This window comes from Flavobacterium sp. HSC-32F16, assembly GCF_024171645.1.
In the GTDB taxonomy this organism is placed as follows: domain Bacteria; phylum Bacteroidota; class Bacteroidia; order Flavobacteriales; family Flavobacteriaceae; genus Flavobacterium.
The window spans coordinates 122,693-147,010 of sequence record NZ_JALKAC010000007.1 but is presented as its reverse complement, the minus strand read 5'-3'; the positions used below and the strand labels follow the sequence as shown (position 1 = coordinate 147,010).

The following is a 24,318-nucleotide window of genomic DNA, read 5'->3' as shown; positions in this document are numbered from 1 at the left end:
ATTTCCTCAACATGTCTGTAACTCAACCTAAATTCAATTTGAAATAAACCACATAATTACTGAAATAGGAAATACTCAGTAAAATCAATACCTAAAAAAACTAGGTTCGATTATATTAAAACGTTGTTTTTTTAGTTTTTTTATCTGGAGAGTTCGAGTTTCCTTCCGGGTCTTATTAAACTCATAGACGCATCTGTTTTATTATTTTTTTTAACATGTTTAGAATAATTACAGCCAACATTTTATCTTCAAAAAAATGCTTCAAAACCAATCTTAAATTTCTAATAATAAGAGCTATTTTTATAAAATATTGAGATATAAAAGAATAATAAATGATGGCTATTTTAAAATAAATCACTTGTATCAATGATATAAAAAAGTTACGTAAGCCTTTTTTAACAATAAAGATCATATATTTACTTTTTTATATAATTCCAAAAACAAACATATAATAAGCCTATGAGAAAAATTTTACTCGCTTTACTACTAAGTATAAAATTATCAGGATTTGCACAGGATGGATCTGTGGATACCAGTTTCAATCCACCAAGAGGAGTCCGTAATGGAGATGTAAACGCATCAGCTATACAATCAGATGGTAAAATAATTGTCGGAGGTACTTTTACACTTTTAAACAATGTAGATTCTAATAAATTAGCACGACTCAATGCGGATGGATCCATTGATTTAACATTCAACACAGGTACTGGATTTAATAATACCGTTAATGGAATAGCAACCCAATCTGATGGTAAAATACTGGTTGTTGGTGATTTTACAACCTATAATGGTGTTTCAAAAAACAGAATTGTCAGATTAAATACTGATGGATCCATTGATTCTTCATTTAATACAGGAACAGGATCAAATGATAATGTCTCTGCTGTTACGCTGCAGGCAGACGGCAAAATACTCGTTACAGGAAGGTTTACATCATTCAATGGCAGTTCAAAAAACAGGATTGTCAGATTAAATACTGATGGAACTGTTGATTCAACATTAAACCTGACAACGGGAGCCAATAATATCATCAATTCATGTGTAGTACAATCCGATGGTAAAATTTTAATAGCGGGCTATTTTTCATCCTTTAACGGAGTGGTAAGAAATAGAATAGCCAGATTAAATACAGATGGAAGCGTGGATACTGCATTTACTTCAGGTACTGCCTTTAATAATTATGTGAAAACACTCTGTCTGCAATCTGATGGTAAAATAATCGTCGGAGGCAACTTTACTTCTTATAATGGTACAGCAGTAAATTATATAGCCAGGTTAAATCCGGACAGCACAATAGATGCCACATTTAATACTGGTACTGGTTTTAACGCTTCTGTAAATTGCATCAATATTCAGGCTGATGGGAAAGTAGTTGTTGGAGGTAGTTTTTATTCATTCAATACTGATACTTATTGCATGCGAATAGCCAGACTGAATAGTGACGGGTCGGTAGACTCCACTTTCGGATCAAGTGATAGAAGTTTCGGAACTGACTCAGCTGTTAATGTTGTGACCATCCAGTCTAATGGAAAAATTATGCTAGGTGGCTCTTTTTCATATTATAATAATTTCTCACGAAATCGAATAGCAAGTCTAAATGCTAACGGAACTATAGATACTGGGTTTTATCCGTTTTTAGAGAATGGGCTTTCCACAGACGGAGCAATCGAACAAATTGCTTTGCAACCGGATGGAAAGATGCTTATTAGCGGAGCATTTTCCACCTATCGCAGTATACCCGCTAAAGGCTTTGCAAGGTTAAACTCCGACGGGACACTGGATACTACTTTTAATGTAGGTACAGGAGTAGATAACTTGATAAATAAGATTGCATTGACATCCAATAACAAAATTATTATTGCAGGTAATTTTAAGACCTACAATGGTGTAACCTGTAACGGTATTGCACGGCTGAATGCCGATGGAAGTTTAGACACTGCTTTTAATGTTGGCGGGTCCGGTGCGAACAATAGGGTAAATACCCTTTCACTGCAATCAGACGGGAAAATCATTATTGGAGGAACTTTTAGTACATTTAACGGGACTTCAAGAAACCTATTGGCCAGATTAAATGCCAATGGTACAGTTGACACTTCTTTTATTCCGAAACTAACTCAGGGAAATATTTGGACCATTTCGATACAAGCAGATGGTAAAATAATTATAGCCGGACTTCTATTGGAATACAATTACAATAGTACTGGGGAAATTCTTAGATTGAATACCGATGGAAGTTTAGATACAACTTTTAATCTTGGTGGTAGTGGTACCGATTATTTTGTTTATTGCAGTGCAGTACAAGCTGATGGTAAAATTATTTTAGGAGGTTCGTTTAGTAAATTTAATAATATTGCTTCAAAAGGAGTGGTTCGTCTGAATACTGACGGAAGTTTGGACACCTCGTTTATAGTTCCTGTATTATATGGATCGGTCGTTATGAAGGACATTGCAATTCAGAATGATGGAAAAATTATTGTGGGTGGGGCTTTCAATTCGTTCAGTGCTGCTGTTGGCAATAGTATAATGAGATTAAATACGGACGGAACTTTAGATTCTGCTTTCGTAACAGGAACCGGATTTGCCTATATTTCAGCGTTGGCTATACAAAATGACGGCAAAATACTCGTTGGAGGAAATTACATTTCTCATAACAACAATGCCGATATACAATATATTGCACGTTTACATAATTCAAATAGTTTAGGTTTAGGTACAGATTATTTTAATCATGATTTTAAAGTTAATGTATATCCCAATCCTGTAGCCGATTATCTTAAATTCAGTACTCCTGATGGTATGAATATCTCAGGTTTCGAGGTTTTTGATATAACCGGAAAGAAAATTGATTCCAATATTTTGAATACAGATTCTATAGATGTTACCAGGTATATGCAGGGAATGTACTTCCTGCGTTTAAAAACAGATAACGGTGTTTTTAATGCAAAGTTCATTAAAAATTAATGGGATTAAAATATGAGATCACATAAATCAAAGCAACCTTCGGGTTGCTTTTTTATTTTGGACTTTGTATGGAGTTGATCCTTTTTTGCGACTAAAAGCTTAGGAAGTATCTATCTGAAGTGATAAAAAAGAAGGATATAAAGACTAAATTTGAGTTGATAGTATTTAGTCACAAAAATTTAAGAAGACCTTAATGATATTTTAAATGGCAGAAGCTCTGAGAAAAATCTTGGCACAGTAAAAAAATAGGATAGTAAATCCAATATTCCTGTAGGATGAAACAACAGTTACTATTGGAATGAATACCATTTTTTACGCGAAGAAAATAGGGCGTTCAAAATAATTATTATTTCATTTCTGACAATAGTAGTATTGTGGCAGAATCGTGGTAAATGATTTTTTTAAAAATAGAACCTCATCAAAATAAAGCTATAAGAAGTTTAGGTTCGAAACTTTTACACGTTGTTTTTTTTTTATCAGGAGGGTTTGAGTCCCGTTCCCGTTCCTAATGAAAAAAGCTTCAGATTTCTCTGAAGCTTTTTCTTTTCAACATTCTTTTCGTCAATCAAATTTAATTTTTGTTGTTTTACGAACAGAATATTCTCCTTAACAATCAATTGTAATTCACAAGAAAAAAAGAAAATAAAAATAATTTTCCATTTAACGTATGATTTCTAATTCCTTAGAGCCCTTAGGAATGTGGAGATACAAATCGAGTGATACTGTTTTTTTATTCCCTTCCGGATCTATTTTTTCATGCAAAAAGAATGATTTCCCTTTATTTTCTATATCACTCCTTTCAATACTAATTATTCGATTATTACCATAAAGCAATATTTTATATTTACTTAAGGGGATAAAATTGTTTTTAAACTTATTTTTATTATTATTCATAGCATTTTGATATTTTTTTATAACATCAAATTTTAGGTATTCCGATTGATACCATTCAGTATCGGCTTTCAAATATTCTGTCTTCACATAGTCAAAATCCTTCTCTTGATATTTGCCAACTAATTTTTCACAGAATTCTAATACTTTTTTGTGTAAAACTTCCTGATCTATTTTACTAAGATCCTCACTATCAGACCAGCCTTTCAATTCATAAGGTATGGTCGCTGCAAAATTAAAATCTTCAATTAATATATTTTGTTGGCTATAATCAATTGTCTTATTGTAATCATAATCTCCCTTATTATCTAATTTATAGTTAGGAAGTTCATAGTTTGTAACTATCTTAGGTTCTTCTAGATTACCATTTTTATCCCATGCAGTTTTTTCAATTTCAAACTTAAGTCTCGGATTTTTAATAAAAAAAGGATTTGGTGTTTGTTTGTCTTTGTATGAAGGGTAAATTTTTATTTGCAATTTCTGTATACCACTTTTTAGAATAGCATAATTAATAGGAAATACAAGAGCTCCTACATCACTGTTGATTTTTTTGGCAACAGGAAGATCATTAACAGTTATTTCATAATTAAGATTTGTTTCTATCTTGATTCTATACATTGGCTGGTAATCAAAATATTTTATTTTGTTTGCGATAAAGGATAGTCTTTGTTCTGTAGTCATTGTGTTTTCTTTTTTTTCTTGTGAGTTGCAACTCACAAGAAAAAAAAGAAATAAAAAACCTAATTTATTGATAATTTTCATTTAACGTATGATTTCTAATTCCTTAGAGCCCTTAGGAATGTGCAAAAATAGATCAATAAAAACTTGACGCTTCATTGCATTTTGATTAATGTCTTCATAGCCAAAAGCAGAGTTTCCTTTGTTAGGACCAACTGATTGTACAAGTCTTACAATCCTATTATTACAGTCAAATTCTATTTTAGCATCTTTTAAGGAAAACATCTTTTGTTCGTACAAGCTTGTATTGGCCTTTGTTGTAGATATTGCTTTCCCCTTACGCCCCTCTTTGGATTGATATTTTTTAATGATTTCTTTTGAAAAATATTCGGATTGATACCATTCAGTATCTGCATTTAAATAAAGAGTATTTAAGTAATCATAGTTTTTTTCTTTAAAGGCATCAATGGCTGTATAATAAAAATTAGAAACGTTATTCATTAACACCTCTTTATCTATTTTGCTAAGATCTTCGCTTTCAGACCACCCTTTTAATTCATAAGGAACTTTAGCTATAAAACTGAAATTTTTAATTACTTGATTCTGCTTACTGTAATCAATAGTTTTTTCATGATCAGGTTCTCCATTATTATCGCTTTTATATTTAGGGAGTTCATAATTTATAATAAGTTTAGGTTCTTCTAAGCTACCATTTTGCCAAGCAGTCTGTTCTATTTTTAGGAAAAATGAATCATTATTACTCAAATAAGCATTCTGAATCCTTTGTGAATTGTAACCAGGATATATCCTAATTTCTAAATTTTGATCGCCACTTTTTAATATAGCCGAATTAATATTGAATCTAATTGTACCAGGTAATAAATGATTATGTGTATAAACAGGAAATCCATTAATTAAAATTTCAAAATTGTTTAAAGTTTCAATTTCTATTTGATATAAAGGTTCATAATCGTATTTTTTTATTTTGCTTGATATATGCGATATCCTCTCTTCAGTATTCATGGTGTTTTCTTTTTTTTCTTGTGAGTTGCAACTCACAAGAAAAAAAAGAAACAGGAACGATAACAGGTTCATATTTCTCACCTTGCTTCTCTTTTGAAAAAGTTTTTATCCAACATATTGTACCAAACAATTTCAAAATCTTTTGCACCTTTTGGCTTATGTAAAAAAATATCGAAAACAAGTACATAATTAAAAGGTCCTTTTTTATAACGATATCTTAAGACACCTTCATTTTTATCCCATGAATTTATACCTCTAATGCTAACAACTTTGCCATTGCCACTAAATTGTAATTCTCCACTTTCTATAGGTTCAAAAACTTTTCCTTGCGAGGCAAAATCAATCCATTTTTTACTTTTTTGTTTTGCTTCCTCTAAACCTGGATAATAGCATTGAAACATTCTAAATTCTGCTTTTGAGATATAATTAATATATGCATTACTATCTCCGTTTTCGAAGGCACCTCTAAAATTTTGATAAAAATTTAAAACTTTATCTTTGAGCTCTAGTGTATCAATTTTAGTTAAGTCTTCACTATTTTCCCAACCTTTAAGTTCATAAGGCACTTTTGCAGCAAATGTAAATTCTCTAGTAAGTTCTGTTTGCCCACTATAATCAATAGGTTTATTATGGTCTTCCTCTCCCTTACTGTTGGTTTCATATTGTGGAAGATTATAAGTCAAGATATTTTTAGGCTCTTCTTGACCACCACCTCCTTTTATCCAAGCTGTTTGTTCAATTTTTAGCTCAAATTTTACTCCATTTTTTAAATATTTTTCTTGAGGCAAAGGTTTACTCCCTTTATTTACAAAAGGTGTATAAGTATATATCTTTATTTTTAAACTTTGCGTACCAGACTTTAAAATAGTGGGGGTTGTAATAGTACCAAAGTAAGTCATGTCATTACTACGTTTACTTAAGATGAGAATATCGTTTATCCAAACATCATAATTGTACAAAGTTTCTACGTTCACTTCATAAATAGGTTCGTAAGGATATTTTTTTTAATGATTTAGCAAATGATTTTCAGTCATAGTCTTTTCTCCTTGTGAGTTACAACTTGTTAAACTGATAATTAGCAAGATTGGCAAAAATATTTTATTCACTTCTTTATTTTTTATTTTTAAAACGAAGTTATAGAAGGCATTTACTTCAGATAGTTTATTTTATTGGACACTTTCATAATTTGGGTAATGAAATAAATAGCTTAAATTCACTAAAAAAAAATAAATTTACATAGAAGCACCTTTCATGTAATTCATATACCAAATTACTTCAAAGTCCTTACTCCCTTTTGGTTTATATAAAATTATATCATCAATTTGAACTTTTTCTACTTTATTTTTTATGTAGTTTCTTCTTAAAACCCCTTCACCGGTATTATAACCATCTATTCTTTTCAAACTAATTAAATTGTTATTATTACCTAAGATTTGAATTTTATAATTTTCAAATGAGGACAAACTTATTTTTTCATTATTTATAAATTTAATTTTATTATTATAGTTTTCTAAAGCATCTTTTTTAGTATAATAACTTGCTTGATATATATTAAATAGACCTTTGTCTAGACTGTTCGAATAATTTTCTCCTTCTTTGTTCTCAAAATAATATTTTAACTTTTCATAAAAATGAATTACTTTTTCTTTTATTATTAAACTGTCTTTAATATTAAATTTTTCTCCTTCTTCCCAATCTATTAAATTATAAGGAACGTTTGCTTCAAAATCATAACTATAAGAATAACTTTTAGAATTCGATAAATCTATTTTTGGTAATATGTAGGTAGAAATATTTTTTACTTTATCTAAAGCTCCATTACTATTCCACGCAGTTTGTTCGATGGTTAACTCAAACGAATTATTTCCAATATAATCTTCGAATTTGCCATTTTCTTTCATCGGGGGAAATAATTTAATGTCTATTTTTTGAATACCACTTTTGGGAATACAATTATTAATATTATTTCCAGAGAAAAATAAATCTGCTTCATATTTATTAAGAATTGGAATACCATTTATCGCAATTGTGTACGATAGATTACTTTTTACTTTAATTTGATATATTGGTTCAAAATCATATTTTTTTAAATTGTCGATTAATTTTGTCATATTTTGATTTACATTTTGATTATTTTGTGCACAACTTTGAAGAAATAGAAATACTAATATTAGTTGAAGAATTATTTTTTTCATTTTATTGTTTTTTTATTATAAAGAAATAATAGGTAGTTTCCAATCTGTTTTCCATTCATAAGGATCAAGTACTACAAGCTTGCCCTCTGCATCATAATGTATTCCATCTCTTTCCTTTAAATCATTAATTTTATCGCCTGCTTCATAATCTGTTAAGCCTGCTGAAGCACTAACTTTAAGAAGTAATCCTTCGAATTTAATTTCAGGCTCTACATAAATACTACTTTTATCAGCCTTTGTAATACATTCAATTGATATTCCTGTAGTACATTCGGCAGAAACTTGACCATACAAGGCTTTTTTCTTAAATTTTAGAAATTGGTATGTTCCATTAATTTGGATTTCTCCTATTAAAGTAAGCATAACTTTCCCCCCAACCTTACAAGGAGAATCATCATCATCTTTCATTAATCGCTCTGAATATTTACTTCCTTCAGCAGTATTTATAGTTCCTTTGAGTGCACCGCTAATTTCTGAAGTTATTATTAGATCAAGATCGATGTCAAAATTGTCTCCTAGTGCTTCGTCCAAAATATCTAATGTTGCCACAACCGCTAATACAGCAGGATGATTAATTTTATACAACAATTGATAAACGTTATACTTAATTTCGAATCCAAAAAAAGGATCAAGATCTATAGCTGCTTCTATCATAGTTCCCATAACTGGAGTATATAAATCTTTTGGGGGATCTGCATACCAGCTTACCGATACTCCCACACTTGGAGGTATAAATTCAAAACTCCAATTACTCTTTTTGGTTGCTTTGCTTTTTTCTAATTTTTCTTTTAATCTTTTTGTTCTATGGTCTGTTTTACTATTTCCCTTCGGAGAATTCTGAGTGGTTTCTTCATTTTCGCCCTTAAAAACACTTTCAATCAAATCTTTAATATCACCTATCTTTTTTAAGAAATCGGTTATTTCAGGCATACCCGATGATAGCTCTAAAGCATGGTGAGGACGGTCAAATTCGCATATAAGCGAGAACTCACAATCAATCAACCCCAGATTTGTAACATTACTCAGCATGTGCGAAGCCTGGCTTCTATAAGATTGTTTTCTTTTAGCTTGAGCAGCAGCTTTTTTGGCTTTTAATCGCTCTTGTTCTCTTATTTTTTGTTTCTTTTTTTGATCATCACTAAGATTTTCAGAACGTCCTTTTAATTTTTTTAGATCCGCTTTTGCTTCCAGTTCCTTAAGTTTCCATTTATCGTGATAGATTTCACGCAGCTTATTAAATTCTTCACCATCGTAGTTAAATGCCAACTGCAATGTCCACTTAGTATCTGGATAAACCATAATATCCAAAGGCAAATTAGGACAGCATGTGTGCAAAGCAACAGGGTATTTTTGCGCTAGATATTCACTGTTTGGCCATAAAGTTGACAGCAATCCATTTAGCGGAGTGACTGCTTTTCCATGAGTAAAATCATATCCTACCTGCAATTCTAATTTCTCATCAGTTGGAGGCTGTAGAACAAAAGGCTTGTGATCTTCTAAAATTTTAAAAGAGGCTTGCGATTTTATAGATGATATACCATTTATAAATTTAAAATTATTTGTAAAAGTGCTGTCATCAGAACCATGATTTTCAACTTCTACATTTGGGTTATCTTTATCTGGACTGTTACTTTTATATTCTGCCAGCCTCCATTTTTTACTTCTTTCCCCTTTACCGTTTTCAATTAATTTCTCAATTTTAGAAATATCTATTACATGGCCTGTGTGAGTTTTCTTCGGATCTTCAGAGTAAATGCATTCGCTGGTTTTTAACCCTTCTAATTCTACTGTAAAATCTTTTCTAGCTTCCTTTATGCCAGCTGTCAAAGGAAAAACTAATTTGGTTAAGTCCAGATTATTTTGAACATTATAGATTTCGATTTCAACTGTCTCCTCTCCTCTTGCATATTTACCAACAGCCCTATTAAAACGGCATGGTAAAAAATTAGCAATAGAGGTTTCGATTGTACCTGCCACTAAAACTTTGTTTCCTTCAGGTTCTAAAACAGTTTTCTCATATGTCCTTCCTAATACTCTTACAAGAGGCTGGTTGTCAGCAATTTTTATTTTTAAGTATTGGTTATTAACTGCCGTAAACATATAAGCTTTCATTTCAATGGAATTGTCTGTCCCTTGAGCATTATTTGTTTCCTTATTTACAAAAAAAGCCCAAAGAGGATCTACATATATATCTACAATACACTTTTGAACTAATTTTCTTGTTGTTTTGTTCTTGTTCTCATCTATAATATTTAGGATATATAAATCACAATGAATAACACGGTCTTGTAAATCGTTGTGTACCTTTACTTCTCTTGTTAATGTTTTATTAGATATTGGGGCATTTTTTTTATTAATCTCCTCTTTAGGTCTGGGCACTTTTTGATATACACCATTATCTTTTTCGAAAAGAGGTAAATCCTCATCTTGAAACTGCACATCATAAAGATCAATTAGTATTTCATCTCCATATAATCCTTCCGTATAGATGTGAAGCTGTATTGTTTCTCCATATTTGATATCGCCTTTAATAATGGCTCCATCATTACTTGATGAATATTCTCTCCATTCGTAACCCATTACTTTTGGCGATGATTTACCAGATACGAAAAGACCATTTTTAGGATTTCCTGTTGGAGACGCAGCTCCATAAATGTATGGCTCTAGCCAAGCAATTCCATTTCCACTGTAAACTTTGGGAAGGCTGAAATTTCCTCCTGAGTAACCTTTGCCAATAAATTTATTATAATCGTTATCTACAAATGATAATTTGTTCTCCACTAAATTCCATATCCAAACTGTTTCTCTTTTTTCAGTCTCTGATAATTCATTCCAATTTTCTATAACAACATTAACAGCAGGACTACTATTTTCCTTTTCGTCCTTACTATTTTCCTTTGACTTGGAGCTTTCAATTTTAATAAATGAATTACCTGGATTGTAAATATCATCAATCCCAGGATTAACCTTTAATTTAAGTTTTGACATAATACTAATGTATAATTGGTAATTGTGTATTTTTTACTTCTAAGTTACCCAGATCTATTCCAGGGAATATCTGAGCATTTACTTCGCTATCTGTATTTTCTACATTTTTTTCAGTAACCTCTGCAACTTGTCCGTGATCTTTGATTGTGATACAATCAGGACCTCCTATAGGACAAGTGGCTTTACTGTCTTCAAGTAATATTTTACCTTGATTAGATAAAGTCACTTTTTCATAAAAATTACTCCATTTTGTAATTACTGCTTGACAAGGAAGATAATCGCCACTTCCGTTGGGCTGCATTTTACATTTCCCAAAAGTGTTTTTTTCTAATGTCTGACCAATTTCTTTGTCTGTTCCAATAAGTTTTTCCTCTCCATCTTTATCATTTGCATAATGCTTAGAATGTGTTTTAACTTTTAACTTGTCGGTTTTGGGTTCAACACTAAATTTACATTCACATGTTGCTCCTTGTACCACAAAATGTTTTTCAGCCATAATAATCTGGGATTTAATTATTTTATTTTTTAAACATGTTTAAGAATTTCGCTAGAGGGCTTTTTCTTTCAATGGTTGGAATTTCTTCTACATACAGACTTATTTTTTCTTGAGGTTCTTTTAAAGTCGAAACAGGTTTAAAATCTTTCAATCGTTTACTGATATCTATAATATCTTCGTCTTCCATAGTTTGAAAGTTTTTAAATTGTTCGTATGCCTTTCGTTCTCCAAAATCAGATTCAGGTCTAAAATCTTCATCTTCTAACAAATGGAATAATGTTATTTTTTGCACTTTCTTTTTGGTTTCATCTATTTTGGTTTCGTAAGTGGAAATAATTGAGAATATCGACCTATCCTCGCCATAGAGTTTGTATTGTACTTCCATTTCTGATTCTAAAGTTTTATAGGGTATACCCTGTAATTTTGCCTTTGGATAATTAATACCCTCTAAAACTTCTTCGATAGATCTTTCATCAATGCTTTTCCCTGTAGCGTTAATAATTATCTTGCCTGTAGCAGTGTAATGCTCTTCAATTGTATGATTTACTCTGTAATCAATGGATTGATTTCCTAAAATAGGCGATTCCCATTTGTATGTTTGGGATGTTTCCAAAGGATAATCAATATAGAGAGGAGAAAAATATAAGTGAAAAAACCAATCCTGATTTAATGACTTTTCAAGTTCCTGCTTGTTCAAAATGAGTTTTTGAACTTTGTTTAATATTTTATAGGCAGCCTCACTATAATAATAAGAACTAAGATGTTTTTTTAAAGAATTCCATCTTTGTACAATTTCATGATGATTGTCAATCTCATATATTGTACCGTCCTCGGCAGGTATAATCTTTATCGGAAAAAGTGCTTTTGCACATTTGTCCAGCATTTGCTCTACTAATAAATTGGGTTCTTTGCTGTTTACATAAACTTGTTTTCGATTTATTTCAAAAATGAAATCATTATAAGCATCGTTCGTTTTGCAGTTAATTTCGACTTCGTAATGTACATCTTTTATAAGTTTCTCATTTTCAAAATCCTGATACCTGTATCCATAATTTCTTGTTTCATGAAAACCGCTGTGCTGTAATTCACGGTCATTATAAAAGTTGATTTTTTCCAAAGTGAATAATATGTTTAAGAAAGGGCTTGTTATTTTTTTTCGAGGTAAATGTAAGTTTTTGTTTTCAAAAAAAAATTCACAAATTTAAATTTTAATAGAAAATTTCGGAGGTAAATTAATAAACAGTTGCAACAACTTCATATTGTTCTGATATTAAAAAACTTACAAATTTATAACTAACACTCAATCGCTAAATAAATGGGCTGACAATTAATCATTATAATGAATTCTTCTTCATTGGATGGGCAAGCGAAAACTGGGATAGTTAAGCTACATTTAATATTATGGACAACTGAATAAAAATCTACTATAAAATGAATAATTATTTGAATACTTCCCGCTACAAAATAGCAATTTAAATATCCTGAAGGCTGTCGCTTTAAGTTTTATGGCAAAATCGTGGCACATGGTATTTTCGAAAACAAGAAATCTAGGAAAATCAAGACTTGCCAAGCTTAGGTTCTAAACTGTATTAACGCTGTTTTTATTTAAGTATTTTATTTTGCTAACCGGTTCGAGCACCGTTCCCGATACTAAGTAAAATCTTCAGAGAAATTGGACTTTTTCTATTTATTGTTTTTTGCTTTCTCATATCGTATTTTCAAACCTTCTAAATAAGGAGCTTTTTGTTCTTCTGCTAATGTTATTGATTTTTCAAAATTAACTAAAGCTAAATCTCTCTTTCCATTCAACTCGAGCATATCCCCATAAGCCAAATAAGCCATAGGAGATTTGGAATATAGAACGGTATTGCTTTTTAAAATAGAATCTGCCATAATAGGCATTTTTTTAATTTTTTGGGAACCGAAAAAATTGATATCACCCTGGCCAAATAAACCTAAATTAATTCCTTTTTTAAAATTTTCTGTTATTTGCCACTCCATTTTTTCAACATTATTTTCCGAATAAGACTTGGCTTCCAAAAGCTTAAATACTCCTAAATCTACGTCTTGGCTTATATTTTACAGTGTTTGGAAAATTTCCTGACAGCCTTCGGCTGAAATCTTAAATACTACATTTTCTGCCCTAGATCTGGTTTCTAATTTAAAACGCCCAGATTTATCTGATATAGTGTATGCTATCACCGAAGCCGCTTAAACAACAAAAAAATATTAATATATAATTGATAGTGAATTTCATCAAGTGGTATTTTTTACAATCTTAAATCTGCACGAAAAGCAGTTTGTTATTAATCTTTTATTGATAATAATTTCAACTATTAATTTTGAACGACCTGAAAAAATCGAAACAAGTGATGAAACTCTACAGCAAGAAATAGTGTAGAACTGTCTATAATTTAATTCCCTTTATCTACAACTTTAAGTTTAAAATTTTCCATTCCAAGTAAGCCCGTACCATTTACTGCTTCAATTTGTCCTAAAAAGACGGTGTTGATATCTGAACAATAAAAGTCTATAACAGCTTCTCCTTGTTCATTAGTAACAACATCGGGCTTCCAAAAAAGGGTGTTTCTGTAATCCGGAAAAGGATCATTTATTGTTACTTTATCGTAGACCGCTTCATAAAATTCCCGCTTTCCGTAATAACCTTTAATCATTTTTAAATTAAATTTTTGCAAAAGCTGTTCTTCTGTCAAATCCTGATCGGGACTTTTATAAATGATTTCCCTAGTTCCGTAGTAATTTTGGTGCGGGTAATCAGTACCTAGTATTTCTCTGTTTTTACCAAGAAGCACAACAACCTTCTCTCCATTTTTTGGAGCTCTGGTTTTACCTTCATGATGATTGTTCATAAAACAATTCAAAATAGGTCTTGAAGGGCCTCCTTCCAAACAAACAAAATCCGAATTCCTAGAATTCAAACGAGATAAACTATCCAAGGTTCCTAAATATTTGTTCCTAAAAACCTTCTTGTTTTTATCTCCGACAACGACCTCGTCTAATTTTTGAAGATGATTTAAACGCATTACTATTTTAGACGTATCATCAAAATTTTCTTTTACTATTTTTTCAAGTGGAAAGTTGCTGTTTAACTGTTTTCTACTTGAGTTTATAACATCAAATGAATTGTCTTTTAGCTTAATTATATATTTAGGCTTTTCAGCTGTCATCGGTTTAATAAATAGATTTTGACCTTCTCCCATCTTTAGGTGATTCGAGGTTATAGCAAAGCTTCCATTAGGATTGGCAGTAAAAACATCTTGCCCTTTTGAGGGATTGGATGTAAAAACCATTACGATTTTTGATATTTCTTCTGGGCTTTTCTTATTTGGATTCTCTAGCCCAAGATTTCCCGAAATACTGTCTGATAGAATAGTTTTAAAAAGTGCATTATGTTCCTTTAAATTGTTTTCATTCCAAACATAACGTCTCCATCCTTGCGTAAGCAATAACAAATCCAGAGCACTTTCTCTATTCGCATTGTTTTTATTGAAGTAATATCCAGGGTCATAAATTTGCCCATTCAACTCACTAGAGAGATAATAATGAGTCATTATATTTCTTGAATCAGTTTTGTTTATATACAACTGATCAACGACACTTACTCCCAAGTGAGCAATTACAGGATTACGATTCTCATCAGTGACTTTTATTTTTAAGGTAGCCTTTTCTCTTTTTTGATATTCATTTTTATCAATTACGCCTTCTATATTTAATTTCTTTTGCTGATTAACATAAATCAAACGCTCTGCTATTGGTTCTACATTTTCATTAAAAAGAGTTACCTCAGAAATACCCTGAGGCAACTCTTTTAGAGGTATTTTGATTGTTAATTCATCTTCTAAGATTCCAATTGCAACACTATACACCGTGCCTCTGGACTGCACTCTTAAAAAAACGTTCTTCTTGATTGTCTTATCACTATTTTGCACTTTAAAAACAGCGAAATTACTATCATTACTCAGTAAATGTAAAATAGTGCCTTGCGGGAAAATCTGTGGCAACGGATAATTTATTTTATTGCTGAGTTCAATGTGATATTTACTATTTGATTTAGGCTTAAATAAAAAACTTCCCATGCCTGCATGAGCACTTTTAAAATCTAAAATCGCAATGTTGTTTTCATACAATTTTCCAGACACATCAACTGCAGATCCTTTTGAATCCAAAGCCTTAAAAGCAATTTTATTTTGAATGCCCGACACAATATTTCCGCCCTCAGGGAAAAGAGTAAAACTTAAACCAGTTTCTTTTTGAGTTGCTTGATTTTGAGAATTGATTTTGTCATTAATGCTTTTTAGTATGTTTATCTTCGCTGCCGAATTAAAGCTTTTAGTGCCATTGTAAAAAGATGCTGAGCTGTAAACTGCCAAGCTATAAGAACCAGGTTTTAGGGAATCATCTATATAAATGTGGCCGTTTACAAATCCATTTTCAATTTCATATTTTTCTTCCCATACCACTTTATCGGTTTGACCATCAATTAACTGAACAAATAAAATTTTACTACGCAAAGAAGGGACAAAGCTTTGCGAATCTAACACATACGCTTTAAACCAAAGATCTTCTTGGGTTTCATATATATTTTTACTTGTTTGTATGTAAACGTTATCTAAATGATGATCTTTAGTTAAGGTCTGAACGTTATCGGCTATAACATCGGCAATATTATTCTTGGCTTGTGAATAACATACCTCTGACATCATATACAATAAACACACACTAAACTTTAGTAGTAATAGGGTTATATGTGATTTCGCTTGGCTTTTCATTATTTGATAACTTAAAGTGGCTTTTATAGAATGAAGAAAGGGAATTTTATTAGCATCAAAACTAAAAATCCTGACTAGCAATATTATTTTGAAAAAGTCTTTTTTACAAACTTACTCTATCAATCGACAAGATATTTCCAGCAAAATTGCTTCCTGCATATACGGATTTTTTCTATTTATTTTTTTTTGCTTTATCATATCGTATTTTCAAACCTTCTAAATAAGGAGCTTTTTGTTCTTCTGCTAATGTTATTGATTTTTCAAAATTAATTAAAGCTAAATCTTTCTTTCCATTCAACTCGAGCATATCCCCATAAGCCAAATAAGCCATAGGAGATTTGGGATATAAAACGGTATTGCTTTTTAAAATATATTCTGCCATAATAGGCTTTTTTTTAATTCTTTGGGAACCGAAAAAATTGATATCACCCTCGCCAAATAAACCTAAATTAATTCCTTTTTTAAAAATTTCTGTTATTTGCTGCTCCATTTTTTCAACATTATTTTCCGAATAAGACTTGGCATGCTGCTTAGCAATAATATCTAATTCATCATATAATTTTTTTGAATCTGCTGCTTTTTTATTTCTATAGATTTCCGCTGCCTGATTCGCTAATTCAACGGTTTTAAAATAAGCGTTTTCTGCTGAAGTTTTAATTTCAGGAAGAACACCGATTCCTTCCCAATTTGTTTTTGTTACTGGATTTGTACTTGTCCCAGTTGGAATAAAGATTTCTAAATCCTGGTTTATCCTAAAAACATTTCCCGGATTTGCTGCTCCTGCAGTAGTTTCTCCCACTAATATTGCTCTTTTTTGGTTTTGCATATTATAACTAAATTCCTCTGCTCCTGAGAAAGCTTTTGGGCCAGTAATTATATATAAAGGAACATCCAGCATTTTCTTTCCATTTACATCATGGGTAACTACTTTATCTTGTCGATTTCCCTGCCTAAAATAGAGTGTATTAATCAATAAATTACTTTCCAAAAAATAACTGCATAAGTAATTTACCGTTTTAGGATTACCACCACCATTATTTTGTAAATCAATTATTACAGCATCTGTTTCTGCCAAAAGATGCATATAGGCATCAATAGTTTTATTCGTTTCGGCAAGAAAAAAGTTGATGTTTAGATATCCAATATTTCCATCGATTACTTTCACATCTTTAAAACCGCCTGCCTGTTTTCGGGTATCTGTGTACTTTTTTAAATACATTTGATAATCATCACTTAAATTTTCATCTTCTTTTACAAGAAAAGCAGCCCATACGCCTAAATGTTTATCATTATTTATAACTCTAATTTCTTTAGTTATGGCAGTTGCCAAGGAATCAAGTAAGTCATACTTTTTAAATTTCCCTTGCTTTAAACTTTTATTTAAGTGCTTAATTATTAATTCAGCCTGATCTGGAAAGACATAATGCTCTTTTAGTAATAAATCAATTTTACTGATTGTTTCCTTTTTGAACTTATCATTTATTTTTTTCTGTCCAAACACATCAGTTTTAAAAGCAATAACAAACAATAAGAGATGGATGAAAAATGATTTCATATTTTTCCTGTAGAATTAATTACAATAAAATTTTCGAATAAATTGGTGCTTATCAAATATAGCTAAATATTTCGTTGTAAAATACGAGCTAAAAAAGTGAAATTGCTGCCTTTTTAATTAAGGCTCTCAAGCTCATTGAATCTTAATTGTCAACATTTAGGCATGTGGCAGAACCGCGGTATGGAATTGCCTCCAATTTTACCGCAAAAAACTATGGCAGATGAGTAGCAGCTCCAATCATATTATAACTATCTAAGTACTGAGGAATGCCATTAATCTATTCTAGCCTATTTCGAGATAAAATATATTTAAATCATTTTTTTCAATTGCTATCAGAAAAAAAATACTTTTGTTTTCATAGCTGAATTATAATATTGATTATGATCAAGTTAAACCTTCAAAAATACTTGCACAATAATATCTTTGGCTACTCGGCAACATCGTGGCGCTCCAATTTTTAAAAATAGAAATGCAGGAAATACGCGGGTTTCTAGCCTTAGGTTCGAATCCTGCTCTCCCCACAAAAAGGGTAAAAGAAGTAAAAAGATCACTTTTTCAATCTTTTCAAAACCCGAAAAAAACATGGTAAAGCCTGAAAATCGTAAGATTAGCAGGCTTTTTGCTTTTCAACACTTTTCAATCTTTTCAAAACCGCTCAAAGTTAAAGGGGCAAAATCGGGGCACAATCCCCTATGGAGCTGCCTCCAATATCAATCACAAATTATCAGATTAATAATGCATTCTAAATGAAACATTATTTATTTTGGTAAAATCCTCGTGATGTCAGCAATATGTTTCACAGAGCAAAATTTGATTTCATTGCTTGAAATGTGGCTTGCGTTAAATTGTGCTACAATCTGCTACTTTTGTATCCACCCAGTGCAATTTAAAATTCGACATTTGCAGTGTAATCAATAATGAATGAATTGACGGCTATGAAACATTATAAAGACATCGGTAGTTTTAGCAAAGATATTGGGGTTGAAGGTCCGGAACATCCCATGTTCAGCATTACCTTCGGACATAAAAGCGATGGAAGCATTGAGGATATAGTTTTCACAGCAGATTTTTATATTATTTCTTTCCAGACATTTGTTTCAGGCAATATCACTTATGGTAAAAAAGAGTTTGACCATGAGCGGGGAAAGATGATTTTTTTCAGACCAAATCAAACCGTGACTTTCAAAAATGTTAAATCCAAGGATGGCTGTTTTCTAATAACAATCAAGGAAGACTTTCTATTAGGAACATCCTTATTCCAGGACATGAAAAATTATGGGTATTTTGATTATGACACCAACGAAGCGTTATATTTATCTCCTAGTGAAGAAGAAACGATCTGGAATCTGGCGCGCATAATGCACAAAGAGTCGTACAATAACACCGATGCTTACAGCAAACCTATTCTCCTGGCGCATCTGGGAACATTACTTACCTATTCACAACGATTTTATAAAAGGCAGTTTATCAACCGCATAGAAACTCTGGGTGCTTATGCCAGCAGATTTCAGCAGCTGCTTGATCTATATTACTATGAAAATAAAGTTAGCCAGTTCGGTCTTCCAACCGTTTCCTATATGGCAGATAAATTAAATGTATCTTCTCGTTACCTCAGTGACCTACTGAAACAGGAAACCGGTAAAACTGCCCTTGAACTGATTCATCTCCATTTGATAAAGGAAGCTAAAAATCTATTGACAGAAGGCAGGATGAATATCTCGGAAATCTCTTTTTCACTCGGATTTGAGAACGCAAATTATTTTGCGAGACTATTTAAAAAAGTGGTTGGGGTTCCTCCCAATGTTTTCAGAGAAAACAATCTAAACTAAATTTTTATTTACAGTTTTTCACCTGCAGGCAACTGGGGTTAGCTATGCTTTTGACTTAAAGATATGATTATCAATATTTAAAATTAGATTTATAATGAATACAGAAACACAACAATTATTTGAAGCCTTTACATTCAAAAATGGGATCAAAACCAAAAACAGAATTGCAATGGCACCGATGACAACTTGGGCAAGCAACGATGATTATACTCTAGCGGATGATGAAATCAGACATTATGAGGCCCGAAGCGGAAATGTAGGAATTGTAATTACAGGCTGTACCAGGGTAACGGCAAACGGAATAGGGTTCCCTAATGAATATGCAGCTTATGATGACTCTTTCTCACCCAGCCTTTCAAAATTGGCCGCAGCTGCAAAAAAAGGTGGCGCTCCAGCGATACTTCAGATTTATCATGCAGGAAATAAAGCCGTCTTGGATCTCATTGAGCATAACATTCCGGTTAGTGCAAGCGCTGTGGCATTAGTACCATCAGCTTTTTATGCTGGAGGAACAGTATCACGTGAACTTTCGCACGATGAAATTCTGGAAATGATCAGGGCTTTCGGAGAAACGACACGAAGAGCTATAGAAGCAGGTTTTGACGGAATTGAGCTGCATGGGGCACACGGGTTCCTATTGCAGAATTTTTTCTCCCCCCACTATAATCAGCGAACTGACCATTGGGGCGGATCTGAAGAAAAACGTATGAATTTTGCTTTAGCAGTGATAAAAGAGATCCAGGAAGCTATCAAAAAGTATGCAGACAGACCCTTTCTGATAGGATTTAGAATATCTCCTGAGGAACCGGAAAGCTATAGAGTAAGAGATACATTCCCATTTATCGACAGGCTGATTGAATCAGGTATAGATTATCTGCACGTTTCACTTTTCAGCCTGCTTTACCAAAAGCCAATGGATGAAGAAAACGGAGATACCACCATTTTAAAATTGATTCTTGATCACGTAGATCAAAAAGTACCTGTGATAGCTGCGGGAGGAATAAAACAAGCCGGCGATGCTGTTCAGGCAGTAAACCTGGGACTGTCTCTGGCAGCTGTTGGACATGGACTTATCATTAATCCGAACTTTGTTGATCTTGTAATTAAAGGACAAAAAGCTGAGGAAGTTCTAAGTATGTCGAAAGCCGACCAGCTAGCTGTCCCTAAAAAATTACAGGCTTTTATAAAAGTTGCTACAGGCTTTTTTCAAGTTACCGATTAAACAGATCAATCCATTAATTCAAAAACAACAGCCTGCTTCTGATGGCTGTTGTTTTTGAATCCTAACAAAAAACTGTCCCGTTTCGTGGACAAAAAACCATAAAACGAAATGATAGATGTGATCTTTTTTGATCAAAGTAATATTTCATAAAACTTAGAACAAAAAATTGAGCAACAAGTTAATCAAAAAAGCCCAGAGGATAATTGATCTGTCAAAAATCAGGCACTAATGCATTTTCGCAATAATCATCTAAATATATAAATGCTGAAAATGCAATTTCCTGCCCCCTAATAATTTAAGAGGTAATTTTCCTCCTAAATATTATATTTTAGGGGTTTATCTTTTTATTCAACTCCAAAATATTCAATTTCTATCAAAGAAAATGAAACCTATTTGGTTTTCTGTATAGGAATGCTGCTATTAGGAAAAGTATACTCAAAATAAAAGACTTAACTAATCTAAACAAAGAGATTTAGTTTACTTTTTCCATCATCATTTTATTTGCTCCCATATCAATTTCCTGTTTCAAAAATTGATTGGTTAGGGAATCAATATAATAAGTATTTATTACTTTGTTCTGCGAAATACCATCTGTCACAGTAACAATCCAAACAGGTTTTCCAGCAAGGATACCTTTTTTTGTGTTAGTTATATCTGCTTTAAGAATTGCAGCTTTTGTTACAGGATTATAATCAAAAATCGTCATTTCTGTTTTATAATTTTCTTTTAGCGGAAGCCAGCGGACTATTTGAGGATAGATATTACTGTCAAAAAAGTCGCCTGTTGTTTCCTCCTTAATAGCTGTTTTTTTGTTATCCTTTTTATCCAGATAATATCCAGTTGTTTGTTTCCCAAAATTAAGTTCTATGTCTCTTTGAGTGTTGACAGAAGTATGTCTTACAGGATTTAAGTTAGGAAGCTCTGCTGTAGTTTCATCAACCCAGTCCGGCATATTTTTCATTTTTACCGTGGTAATGACTTTTATTGTGTTTTTTGTTTTAGATATTTTAGTTAATACCTTTCCAATTTCAATTTTTGCAGTATCTCGAACTGCTGACCATTTCATTTCATACTCTTCATTTTTAATTAGTGTCTCAATAATTTCATTGTGACCAGGAGACTGTGTTTTTTCTTGGGCATTTGCAGTAAAACATAGTAAAGAAAAACCTGCAGAAAGAAGGAATAAGGATTTCATATAGAATATTTTTATATTAATTAGTACGGAAAAAGGAATAAATGTTACAGAAGACAAATTATTAATATATTATAATTTTAGTGTATTAGTATGCTGTTCGAACTCTTCAAAGTACACGCTGAGCAATCCCGAAAGCTTTCGGGATTGACTTTGGCTGATTTTTAAAATATATCTTAGAATTGGATGCTTAATTCTGCCTATCGCCCGACCATATCCAAACCTTTGTTATCGGTTCGTTGCTTATCTTCCGAGTTATTTTTCCAGCATATCTTTCAGTCCCTCCATTACATATCCCCAATTTTTGTCGGAATGGTCGTGAGCTTCCTGCGTTTTGAAACCTCCTTGAACTATTGTAAAAATTGTTCCGTTTTCGTCTGCCGATAATTCGTATTTTATTTCTGAATAGTTTGCAGGAATATCTTCTGTTCCTGAAAATGAACTCCAATAATTATAAAGTATAAATTTTTCAGTTTCAATGTCTATTACATTTCCTTTGTCTTCGTATGGTATACCTTCATAAATTCCTTTGTAAAGTATTGCACTTCCTTTCTTCCATTCACTTAAACATTCCGTTCCAAAGAAATATATTTTAATAAGTTCAGGATTTGTTAATGCATGCCAGACTTTGGCAGTCGAAGCGTTAATGCTGATTGACTTTTGTATTCTTAGTTCTGTTTTTGGTACTGATTTAATTTCTGGTGTCATACTTTAATTAATTTAAAATGAACCGCAAATGTAAAATCAAATGTAACAGCTGGATTGCCAATTAAGGATTATTACTAATAGATTTAGGAGTAAAACCAAATTTCTTCTTAAAAGCATTGCTGAAATGCTGCGGGGTTGCATAACCAAGAATATAAGCTATTTCAGATGAAGTCTTTTGGGTGTCTTTCAAGTACTGCATAGCTAAATGCAGCCTTTGATCTGTCAAATATCCAAATACCGTATTACTGAATACTTCCTTGAATCCTCGTTTGAGTTTGTATTCATTAAGGCCTATCGTTTTGGCAATTTGGTTTAAGTTAGGCGGACAATTCAAATTTTCGTTTATCAAATCTCTTGCTGCAATAATTTTTTCTTTGTCGCTTTTATTTTTAACAAATACTTCTCTTTTATTTTCGCAGTATGAATAAGATTCAGCAGACAGCACAAGCAGTTCTATACTTTTAGAAAGCAGAAACATTTTTTTAAGTTCGGCAGAGTAGCTGCAATTTATGATCTGCTTTATTACCTGTTCAATTGAAAAGTCAATTGCTCCCCAATTTTGAGATAATAAATCGCTTTTTCCCAAAAGAATATTTTCTGAAAATCGTTTAATCTGGTCGCTGGCATTTTGAGTTAAATCAACAAATAATTCTCTGGGAAATTGAATCCCAAATGTTTCTATTTCAAGTGTCTTGTTTTTAACTTCAATGTCAAATCCGTTTGAATACATTATGTTATGGTGCCCGCCAATAAGGTCAAATTTTCTGTCGAGCTGCTTATATGAAAATTCATAGTTGCCTTTCAATCCAAAGTGAAGCCGCACAAAATCGCTGTCATTGCTTGTTGAAAAACTGCCAAATTCTTGATAATTAGATATTGAATGCGTCAATCTAATATTGTCACAATACCAATTTGTCTTTGTTGAAGTGTCGATATTGGATTTTGTCATTATTCTGTTTTCTTTCTTATTTGTGAGTTGCCCTGCAGCTAATGTTAATTTAATAGATATGCGCAGCTTTATATGCATATCTGCCGCTTGATCTGATGCATATGCTTTATTTGATTAAAAATAAAGTTTTACAATATTATGCAAAAAAGAAGAATATGATTGGTATTTTTGGGCAAATTGGCATTTATTTTTTGCTATGCACATTAATCTAAACATAATTGTGGAATACCTCTCGTAAACGCACCAAAAAGTTAAGGCCAGTATTACTCTTTTAAAGCGAAAAAGACAGTAAATCCAGTATTGTTCGCAAAGTTTCCGTGAATAAGAATAATAGTTTTTGATTTTGCCATTGAATTAATATTTAGTGAGTTATTGAAGTTAAATAATAGTCCTGTCCATTTTTTTAAAATGGTAAAAAAAGGATCAGCTGAACTGTATAAGATTCAAATTTTAATTTACGCCATAAGAAATATAGATCTCATCACTACTCTAATTTTTCCTAACCAATTTATACATGCAAACAGATAACAACTATAATGCTAATTCACTAAATCAGACAATATCAAATAAATACATTTTTTTAAAATTTTAACTTATTATATTTCACAACGTATTTTTGATTATTGCGAAATATAGCAGAATTTGGATTCAAATATGTAATTATCCTAATACAAACATGTCCTGCTCTACTAGCCCCGATTGCTTCGCTAGTTCGCTGGCGCTCGGGTGGAACGAATAGCAGGAAAAGCTCTTGAAAAAATATATTATATACAATTGACGATGCCAAGCACTAGAAATTAAATTCTGTTAGCAATTCGAAATATACAATTAATTCAAGCCT

The 24,318-nt window shown here is 31.8% G+C and carries 16 protein-coding genes; 3 read left to right on the top strand and 13 right to left on the bottom strand.

Annotation, left to right across the window (positions count from 1 at the left end; all coding sequences use genetic code 11):
* The first annotated feature begins 459 nt into the window (after positions 1–459).
* Positions 460–2,961, top strand: coding sequence for a T9SS type A sorting domain-containing protein (locus tag L1276_RS18300; protein WP_253790388.1), 2,502 nt, complete (start codon positions 460–462; stop codon positions 2,959–2,961).
* 660 nt (positions 2,962–3,621) lie between these two features.
* On the opposite strand, the gene L1276_RS18295 is transcribed toward L1276_RS18300, so the two are convergent.
* The 10 genes from L1276_RS18295 to L1276_RS18250 all read right to left on the bottom strand — a co-directional run bounded on the left by L1276_RS18295 (position 3,622) and on the right by L1276_RS18250 (position 17,577).
* Entirely contained in the window at positions 3,622–4,614 is a 993-nt protein-coding gene (locus L1276_RS18295) for a hypothetical protein (RefSeq protein WP_253790386.1), read from the bottom strand.
* The gene (locus L1276_RS18290) at positions 4,615–5,553 is read right to left on the bottom strand and encodes a hypothetical protein (RefSeq protein ID WP_253790384.1); all 939 of its coding nucleotides are present in this window, start codon (positions 5,551–5,553) and stop codon (positions 4,615–4,617) included.
* A gap of 77 nt (positions 5,554–5,630) precedes the next feature.
* Positions 5,631–6,452, bottom strand: a complete 822-nt coding sequence (locus tag L1276_RS18285) for a hypothetical protein (RefSeq protein WP_253790382.1) — start codon at positions 6,450–6,452, stop codon at positions 5,631–5,633.
* 333 nt (positions 6,453–6,785) lie between these two features.
* Positions 6,786–7,748, bottom strand: coding sequence for a hypothetical protein (locus tag L1276_RS18280; RefSeq protein WP_253790380.1), 963 nt, complete (start codon positions 7,746–7,748; stop codon positions 6,786–6,788).
* 15 nt (positions 7,749–7,763) lie between these two features.
* A complete protein-coding gene (locus L1276_RS18275) occupies positions 7,764–10,736 on the bottom strand; it encodes a hypothetical protein (protein ID WP_253790379.1) in 2,973 nt (990 codons plus the stop codon).
* A gap of 4 nt (positions 10,737–10,740) precedes the next feature.
* A complete protein-coding gene (locus L1276_RS18270) occupies positions 10,741–11,232 on the bottom strand; it encodes a DUF4280 domain-containing protein (protein ID WP_253790378.1) in 492 nt (163 codons plus the stop codon).
* A 22-nt stretch (positions 11,233–11,254) separates the two neighbouring features.
* A complete protein-coding gene (locus L1276_RS18265; RefSeq protein ID WP_253790377.1) occupies positions 11,255–12,349 on the bottom strand; it encodes a hypothetical protein in 1,095 nt (364 codons plus the stop codon).
* A 566-nt stretch (positions 12,350–12,915) separates the two neighbouring features.
* On the bottom strand, positions 12,916–13,233 hold the full coding sequence (locus tag L1276_RS18260; protein WP_253790375.1) for a hypothetical protein: 318 nt from the start codon (positions 13,231–13,233) through the stop codon (positions 12,916–12,918).
* 413 nt (positions 13,234–13,646) lie between these two features.
* Complete coding sequence (locus tag L1276_RS18255) at positions 13,647–16,022, bottom strand: hypothetical protein (protein ID WP_253790373.1); 2,376 nt, start codon at positions 16,020–16,022, stop codon at positions 13,647–13,649.
* 172 nt (positions 16,023–16,194) lie between these two features.
* A complete protein-coding gene (locus tag L1276_RS18250) occupies positions 16,195–17,577 on the bottom strand; it encodes a S41 family peptidase (RefSeq protein WP_253790371.1) in 1,383 nt (460 codons plus the stop codon).
* 935 nt (positions 17,578–18,512) lie between these two features.
* On the opposite strand from L1276_RS18250, the gene L1276_RS18245 reads away from it, so the two are divergent.
* Both L1276_RS18245 and L1276_RS18240 read left to right on the top strand, forming a co-directional pair.
* Entirely contained in the window at positions 18,513–19,406 is an 894-nt protein-coding gene (locus L1276_RS18245; protein ID WP_253790369.1) for an AraC family transcriptional regulator, read from the top strand.
* Positions 19,407–19,500: 94 nt separating this feature from the next.
* Positions 19,501–20,628, top strand: a complete 1,128-nt coding sequence (locus tag L1276_RS18240; RefSeq protein WP_253790367.1) for an NADH-dependent flavin oxidoreductase — start codon at positions 19,501–19,503, stop codon at positions 20,626–20,628.
* Between the two features lie 472 nt (positions 20,629–21,100).
* Here the strand turns inward: L1276_RS18240 and L1276_RS18235 are convergent, their stop codons facing one another.
* The 3 genes from L1276_RS18235 to L1276_RS18225 all read right to left on the bottom strand — a co-directional run bounded on the left by L1276_RS18235 (position 21,101) and on the right by L1276_RS18225 (position 23,477).
* On the bottom strand, positions 21,101–21,823 hold the full coding sequence (locus L1276_RS18235; RefSeq protein ID WP_253790365.1) for a hypothetical protein: 723 nt from the start codon (positions 21,821–21,823) through the stop codon (positions 21,101–21,103).
* 252 nt (positions 21,824–22,075) lie between these two features.
* The gene (locus L1276_RS18230; protein ID WP_253790364.1) at positions 22,076–22,528 is read right to left on the bottom strand and encodes an SRPBCC domain-containing protein; all 453 of its coding nucleotides are present in this window, start codon (positions 22,526–22,528) and stop codon (positions 22,076–22,078) included.
* Between the two features lie 61 nt (positions 22,529–22,589).
* Positions 22,590–23,477 carry a helix-turn-helix transcriptional regulator gene (locus L1276_RS18225; RefSeq protein ID WP_253790362.1) on the bottom strand — a complete coding sequence of 296 codons (888 nt, stop codon included), beginning with the start codon at positions 23,475–23,477 and terminating at the stop codon, positions 22,590–22,592.
* Between the last annotated feature and the right edge of the window lie 841 nt (positions 23,478–24,318).

What these genes read in the sequence shown, in the direction of transcription:
- L1276_RS18230 (WP_253790364.1), bottom strand. Translation starts at nt 22,528, where the DNA reads ATGACACCAGAAATTAAATCAGTACCAAAAACAGAACTAAGAATACAA.
- L1276_RS18285 (WP_253790382.1), bottom strand. Translation starts at nt 6,452, where the DNA reads ATGACTTACTTTGGTACTATTACAACCCCCACTATTTTAAAGTCTGGT.
- L1276_RS18260 (WP_253790375.1), bottom strand. Translation starts at nt 13,233, where the DNA reads ATGGAGTGGCAAATAACAGAAAATTTTAAAAAAGGAATTAATTTAGGT.
- L1276_RS18245 (WP_253790369.1), top strand. Translation starts at nt 18,513, where the DNA reads ATGAAACATTATAAAGACATCGGTAGTTTTAGCAAAGATATTGGGGTT.
- L1276_RS18280 (WP_253790380.1), bottom strand. Translation starts at nt 7,748, where the DNA reads ATGAAAAAAATAATTCTTCAACTAATATTAGTATTTCTATTTCTTCAA.
- L1276_RS18255 (WP_253790373.1), bottom strand. Translation starts at nt 16,022, where the DNA reads ATGAAAAGCCAAGCGAAATCACATATAACCCTATTACTACTAAAGTTT.
- L1276_RS18235 (WP_253790365.1), bottom strand. Translation starts at nt 21,823, where the DNA reads ATGAAATCCTTATTCCTTCTTTCTGCAGGTTTTTCTTTACTATGTTTT.
- L1276_RS18270 (WP_253790378.1), bottom strand. Translation starts at nt 11,232, where the DNA reads ATGGCTGAAAAACATTTTGTGGTACAAGGAGCAACATGTGAATGTAAA.
- L1276_RS18240 (WP_253790367.1), top strand. Translation starts at nt 19,501, where the DNA reads ATGAATACAGAAACACAACAATTATTTGAAGCCTTTACATTCAAAAAT.
- L1276_RS18225 (WP_253790362.1), bottom strand. Translation starts at nt 23,477, where the DNA reads ATGACAAAATCCAATATCGACACTTCAACAAAGACAAATTGGTATTGT.
- L1276_RS18300 (WP_253790388.1), top strand. Translation starts at nt 460, where the DNA reads ATGAGAAAAATTTTACTCGCTTTACTACTAAGTATAAAATTATCAGGA.
- L1276_RS18290 (WP_253790384.1), bottom strand. Translation starts at nt 5,553, where the DNA reads ATGAATACTGAAGAGAGGATATCGCATATATCAAGCAAAATAAAAAAA.
- L1276_RS18295 (WP_253790386.1), bottom strand. Translation starts at nt 4,614, where the DNA reads ATGAAAATTATCAATAAATTAGGTTTTTTATTTCTTTTTTTTCTTGTG.
- L1276_RS18275 (WP_253790379.1), bottom strand. Translation starts at nt 10,736, where the DNA reads ATGTCAAAACTTAAATTAAAGGTTAATCCTGGGATTGATGATATTTAC.
- L1276_RS18250 (WP_253790371.1), bottom strand. Translation starts at nt 17,577, where the DNA reads ATGAAATCATTTTTCATCCATCTCTTATTGTTTGTTATTGCTTTTAAA.